Origin of the sequence: Methylobacterium nigriterrae, from assembly GCF_037106235.1 — a bacterium.
Classification (GTDB): domain Bacteria; phylum Pseudomonadota; class Alphaproteobacteria; order Rhizobiales; family Beijerinckiaceae; genus Methylobacterium; species Methylobacterium nigriterrae.
This window is the reverse complement of the sequence record NZ_JBAWTG010000223.1, coordinates 1-5,073: the sequence shown is the minus strand read 5'-3', so window position 1 is coordinate 5,073 and position 5,073 is coordinate 1. Positions and strand designations below refer to the sequence as shown.

At 63.9% G+C, this 5,073-nt stretch carries 7 protein-coding genes; 4 read left to right on the top strand and 3 right to left on the bottom strand.

Annotation, left to right across the window (positions count from 1 at the left end; genetic code table 11):
- The first annotated feature begins 794 nt into the window (after nt 1-794).
- The 4 genes from WDW90_RS34775 (at nt 795) to WDW90_RS34760 (ending at nt 2,154) form a co-directional block, all read left to right on the top strand.
- Nucleotides 795-986 (top strand): hypothetical protein, encoded by a 192-nt coding sequence (locus WDW90_RS34775; protein WP_336492294.1) that lies wholly within the window; start codon nt 795-797, stop codon nt 984-986.
- Nucleotides 987-1,317: 331 nt separating this feature from the next.
- The gene (locus WDW90_RS34770) at nt 1,318-1,470 is read left to right on the top strand and encodes a hypothetical protein (protein ID WP_336492293.1); all 153 of its coding nucleotides are present in this window, start codon (nt 1,318-1,320) and stop codon (nt 1,468-1,470) included.
- A gap of 64 nt (nt 1,471-1,534) precedes the next feature.
- Entirely contained in the window at nt 1,535-1,780 is a 246-nt protein-coding gene (locus tag WDW90_RS34765) for a hypothetical protein (RefSeq protein ID WP_336492292.1), read from the top strand.
- A 179-nt stretch (nt 1,781-1,959) separates the two neighbouring features.
- Nucleotides 1,960-2,154, top strand: coding sequence for a hypothetical protein (locus tag WDW90_RS34760; RefSeq protein ID WP_336492291.1), 195 nt, complete (start codon nt 1,960-1,962; stop codon nt 2,152-2,154).
- A gap of 324 nt (nt 2,155-2,478) precedes the next feature.
- Here WDW90_RS34760 and WDW90_RS34755 read toward each other — a convergent pair whose 3' ends face one another.
- The 3 genes from WDW90_RS34755 to WDW90_RS34745 all read right to left on the bottom strand — a co-directional run bounded on the left by WDW90_RS34755 (nt 2,479) and on the right by WDW90_RS34745 (nt 3,928).
- Nucleotides 2,479-2,631, bottom strand: coding sequence for a hypothetical protein (locus WDW90_RS34755; RefSeq protein ID WP_336492290.1), 153 nt, complete (start codon nt 2,629-2,631; stop codon nt 2,479-2,481).
- Nucleotides 2,632-2,775: 144 nt separating this feature from the next.
- The gene (locus WDW90_RS34750; protein WP_336492289.1) at nt 2,776-3,153 is read right to left on the bottom strand and encodes a hypothetical protein; all 378 of its coding nucleotides are present in this window, start codon (nt 3,151-3,153) and stop codon (nt 2,776-2,778) included.
- A 556-nt stretch (nt 3,154-3,709) separates the two neighbouring features.
- Complete coding sequence (locus WDW90_RS34745; RefSeq protein ID WP_336492287.1) at nt 3,710-3,928, bottom strand: dodecin family protein; 219 nt, start codon at nt 3,926-3,928, stop codon at nt 3,710-3,712.
- Nucleotides 3,929-5,073: the final 1,145 nt, after the last annotated feature.

The window sequence follows — 5,073 nt, the reverse complement described above, 5'->3', positions numbered from 1 at the left end:
CCGCGTAATTGCTCGCACGATGGATCGGCAACTAGTGGTTCTGACCCCGAGCCCGACGTTCTGACACGATGCTGTTGCCCGCTCCTGCGGAGAAGAACGGGTCTCACAGTGCCCGTGCCTCCCGACAGACGACCGAGGAGCCATCCGATCCAAGACATGACAAGATTCCCCCGCTAGTCCGTCAGCATGCGTTGCGAACGAGGACCACGCCAGTGCCTTCGCCGTAAGGGTATTCGCGCGTACGCCCGCGTAAGCGGGTTTATGGAAACGCCACTTGCGGGCGCAGAGGCTAGGCTTGGCGCAACGCCTGGATCAGTGCTAGAAGGAGATTGGAGCGGGTGGGACGGTGCTGCCCCGCCGCCGGTTGGGTGAGCCCAACCGTCGCCTGCTTCACCCGCATGTCAGAGAGATGATCCAGCCCACCAAGGCGGGCAAGCAATCTCCCGGATTACCACCGCGGCCCATTAACGGGCTGCCGGAGAGGGATCGTTCGCGCAAGACTGCGCAGCGTTCGCACAAATGAGATCGCAACTGAGATTATGGAATGGAAAACCACTATCAGAGAAGTGTTCGGACGGCCTGAATCGGGCCAGCGCTATGTCGTGAGGATTTGCGGGTGAGTTCGATGGGAATCGCGCGACCGGAGGCAAAGCTAGCCGCGCGATTCTGTCTCGGAGACCAGACGCTCAGTCGCAGATCTTCCGGACAACTATGTCTCCATCCTCGTCGATGAAGCGCTTGACGTAGCAGCCGTAGCTGCCGTAGCCGACGAACCGCGGTCCCCAACCGAAGCGGTGGCCAAAGCCGCCGTGATGATGGAAGCCACCGTGATGACCGAAGCCGCCCCCGAAACCGCCGCGGCCTCCACCAAACCCACCGCCGTGGCCGCCAAATCCGCCGCCACCGAAACCACCCCGTGCGGATGCTTCGGTTGCACCAAGAGCGGCGGCACCGAGCGCCAGAGCCGCTGCCATCATCCGAACTGATCGAGCCATAATAACCTCTTTGATTTGGGCCGATCGTTTCGGCTCATGAGGGTGTTATGAGGAGACGGCGAAGCGGAGACTGTGACAGAAATCACAGGACTTTGGGCGGCACCAATGACCGTCGTGGCGGTGCGTTATTCGCGTAAGGGGAATTATGGGAACGGGCGTTAGGCGGCGCATGCCGAGCCGCGGAGCTGCAGCATGACGGTTGCGCCTGAACTAGTTCGGTCTCAGGCGCACAGATGGGGCCTGTTGCAAACACGATGATGCTGGCGTTTACGGGTCGTTAGGCATACCGGCCGAGCTTGCCGCTCCAACATCGGAGCCGGCCATGATCCTCAACGACGCGGCCAACGCGGTCGAGGCAGCCCGACGCGATGCGCGTGGCCCCGAAGCTCGTCGAGCGGAACTCCGGCACGGACGCCTGACCCGCAAGCTCACAGCCTTGGGCATGCTCGGCCGGAGCGGCGGCGTCAGCCTGTGATCAGCGCGCTTGCCGGGTTCGCCGTTTGTTCTAACTGTTGTGTAGGTAGCCGAACGGGGTCGTCATGGCACGCAGTCGGACTTTCGTTGGCGCCGAGCAGCGCGCCTTCCTCGACAAGGCCGAGCGCTGGCGGCTTGAATGTATCCGCGTCCTGGCCCAGGCCCCGGTCGGCAACCCCGTCTATCAAGCCGCGAATGGCATCGTGGACGCGATCGACGGGCTAGCCGAGGCCGTCACGGGTGACCGGCGGCACTTCCATTTGAAACCGCTGACCACGCCGGGCGCGAACCTAAAGAAGCCGCCTGAATAGCGCGCCAGCGTGGCTAGGAGGTTTCGGCCCTTTGGCGCCACACGGCGGGGCGCCTGTTTGCACGCCGTCGATGCAATCCCGCTCACGATGTCGAGCCTGGAGATCGCGGGGCTCACGGGAAAGCGCCTTTGCCATCCAGGTTATCGCATCAGGCGCAGGGGCGTGCGATAAGCCTGATCATGACCGAACCGAACGACCTGCACCCCTACAGCCTGGACGTGCAGCCGATCCCCAGCAAGCCCGGACGATGGCAATGGGCCATTCGCAAGCACGGGAGAATGCTGCAGCGCTCTGACCGCTCCCACCCGTCCGAGACAGAGGCTACGAGGGATGGATTGAAGACCGTTGAGCGGCTGCTGGCGGGGCGCGATTGAGGACCCGCTGAACCTTGCCGGGCTCGTGAGCTGATGCTGCCGGCTGGAAGTTTGCTTCACCGTGAAGCGAACCCTCGCAAATCGCCGATGCCTCGCCAGCGCCCAGAATTGGCCCGTCAGCGGCCTGCAGCGGTTCGGACGGGTCGGAGCCGGAAAGGGCTCGCGGGCTTCCTGAGCGATCCTGCCACAAAGAAAAGCCCCGGCCGGAGCCAAGGCAAGGGGAGGTCTCATTGACCGTACGCCCCGGTGAGGCAGGGCGTGCACAGGACCAACGGGCCGTACCCTCGGCCGTTCCGCGCTTCGCCATCCTCGCGGCCGGACGGGCTATCCGGCATCAGGACCAGCCAGGGCCCGGATCGTCGCGTCGACCAGATCAGCCATGGGCTCAATGATTATCCGGCCCATCTCGTCGTCGGTGACGCCCGCCAAAGCTACTGGGTCGGCCTGCCCCGTGATCCCGTCGAGCAGCAGGTGCAACGTCGGTTCCGGTGCCCCGACCGCACGAGCCAGCATCACCCGGAGGAATCCAACCTCGTGCAGGGTGGAGACGTGCTCGTATGTGCCCCTGCGGGTTTGGGGCGGCAATCGCTCAGAGCGAACGGAAGAAGGCACGACAGCTCGCTATGGCGCCATCAGCAACTCGAGCCTCACGTCATTGAGGTAGCCGGTCAGGCGCCTTCTCGCAGCTGGATCGGGGCCGTCGACTGCGCAGCCGACCGGCATGACGTCGTCGCACTGGCGCAGGATCGACTCCGCGGCGAGAGCAACCTCGCGTTCACAGATGGCGCTGACTTCTCGCATGCGCCCGTGGGCGCAGATCGTGACTCGATAGAAGGACATGCATGGGAACGTGCAAACCGATGGCCAGTTCGCAGGCGCCTCGGCCGGCTTGCGGTTGATGGCGGCGGTCCGCATCTGGGTCACGTTGCCGTAGCGGTCGCGGTAGGCGCGCTCCCCGTCTGATTGCGAATTGTCCGCAGTGACCGGGGCTGGCCGCATCTTGCGGACGAGCCCTTCGTCAGCCGCCTGCGTGGATTGGGCGTTATGGAGCGCTCCGCATTCCGTTCAGATCGGCTCGTCCGATCAAGCAGTGCACGCAGAAACTGCAAGAATGAGGTGGCGGTGCCGGTTCTGGTGGCCGCGATGAGACGAGGGAGAGGGCTATGTCGTATCTGAAACTTGCGGGGCTCTCTATCGCTGCGGCGCTTGCGCTTGGACTGGGAAGCGGAGCCAAGGCTGCTCCACTCAGCAATTCTCGACCGGCCGTTGAAGCGTCTGGCGTGGCAGAGGGGCTGGTCATCAAGACGCAGACCCTAGGAATGGAGCGTCGGCACAACCGAAGGATGGATCGACACGACCGGCGGATGCACCGACAGATGCATCGGCAGGAACGGAGGATGGACCGGCACGACCGACGGATGGAGCGGCGCTACTGATACGATCCAACCATCCAGGGCTCCAGGGCAGCAGCCGCGCTCAACGCCGACACTCGTGCTTTGGTTTCATCCTCGCGTGATCTGCAAGGCCGCTGAACGGCTCAAGCAGAGCGGCGCGTTCAGCTCCCGCCAGCGCCCTCGAGCAGCAGGAACGAGATTTTCAGGTTGACCCGGAACTGGGTCACCTTGTCGTTCTCCACGACGGCCTCGAACTCCTTGACCCAGACGGACTGGATGCCGCGCAGCGTGCTGGATGCGCGCTCGACCGCCTGCTTGATCGCGTCTTCGTAGCCTTGCGAGGATTGGGCTGACAGTTCGAGGAATTTCACCACCGACATGAGTGCCTCCCTTGCGGGTCAGGCATGGGATGCTCTGCCCGTCATTGTCGGCAGGCAATCCTCCGTGCAGTCGCGCGCAGGGGCTTGGCGGTCGCCCCGAGATGGTTCCGCAACGCCCTCCCTACGCGAACCTTCGCACGGCCTCCTGAAGGCGTGGCGTACCCGATCAACACTGCGCGGCATGTATCGCGTGCGAGGTGTAGGTCGCAGTCTTCGTGCGCAGAGCTGCAATCTCGCTCTCGATGCCTTGCAGCTCTGCCTTGGAGCCTCGAACCGATCCTCTGCCGAGAGTAGCACGACAGTCCACCACTCCGCCGATCCTGATGACGTGGAGAGGAGCGGGAACCAAAACCAGGGGAGCCGCTCAAGCTGTGTTCCCGAGTTCGCTCGCTAACCCTTGCCCGTCCAGGCTGGCGCAGTATCGTCCTGCGCCCCGACCTCGCGCCGCGGCAGCAGGCGCCGGCTGCAGAGGGATAAGGAGCATGCCGCTGCCGGTCGTGGCCGCATTGCGGGTGTGGACCAGTATGTTAACGCGTGCGACGGACGGGGCGTGGCTTCACGTATGGGCTCGACCTCTCAGGCACGTTGGGCACCTCCCTTCTGACCTCTGTCGGCGCCTCATTTGAGGAGGAGGTTGCGGGGAGCGGCATCCAATGGGTCGGGTTCCTGTAGCGCGTCAGCTGGTATCCACCGTCGGCGAGAGAGACGATCCATTCCTCGCTCCTGCGACAGGCCACAACGACAGGTGGGCAGGTGATCCCGAAGGCGTAATCCGCCCAATCGACCGTGCCACCGCTGAGCAAGAGCCACGTGTCATCACGCGGGGCCGTCTCGATTGGCTGCCATTCCGACACGGCTCGTCTCCGCCCTAACGGAGCCCCAGCGCGGGGCTCTTGAACGGGATCATATTAGGCTCGGCACCCTCACGATGTCTGTGGAGTGCACCCTGTCTGACCGGACAGGCGGCGGGGCGGGTTTAGGCACTCCGGCTGAGGAACTCTCTGGGCGAGAGCATGCGCAGGCCGGAGTGCGGATGAATGGTGTTGTACAACTGCTCATCAGAACGCACATCTCGCTATGTCATTGATGCGAAGAGGGATTGCTGCGCCGGATGCGGTACCGCGGGGTGTTTGCCGCGGTTCAGT

Excerpts from the sequence above, each read along its gene's own strand:
- WDW90_RS34770 (WP_336492293.1), top strand. The coding sequence starts at position 1,318 with ATGATCCTCAACGACGCGGCCAACGCGGTCGAGGCAGCCCGACGCGAT.
- WDW90_RS34765 (WP_336492292.1), top strand. The coding sequence starts at position 1,535 with ATGGCACGCAGTCGGACTTTCGTTGGCGCCGAGCAGCGCGCCTTCCTC.
- WDW90_RS34760 (WP_336492291.1), top strand. The coding sequence starts at position 1,960 with ATGACCGAACCGAACGACCTGCACCCCTACAGCCTGGACGTGCAGCCG.
- WDW90_RS34750 (WP_336492289.1), bottom strand. The coding sequence starts at position 3,153 with ATGCGGCCAGCCCCGGTCACTGCGGACAATTCGCAATCAGACGGGGAG.
- WDW90_RS34745 (WP_336492287.1), bottom strand. The coding sequence starts at position 3,928 with ATGTCGGTGGTGAAATTCCTCGAACTGTCAGCCCAATCCTCGCAAGGC.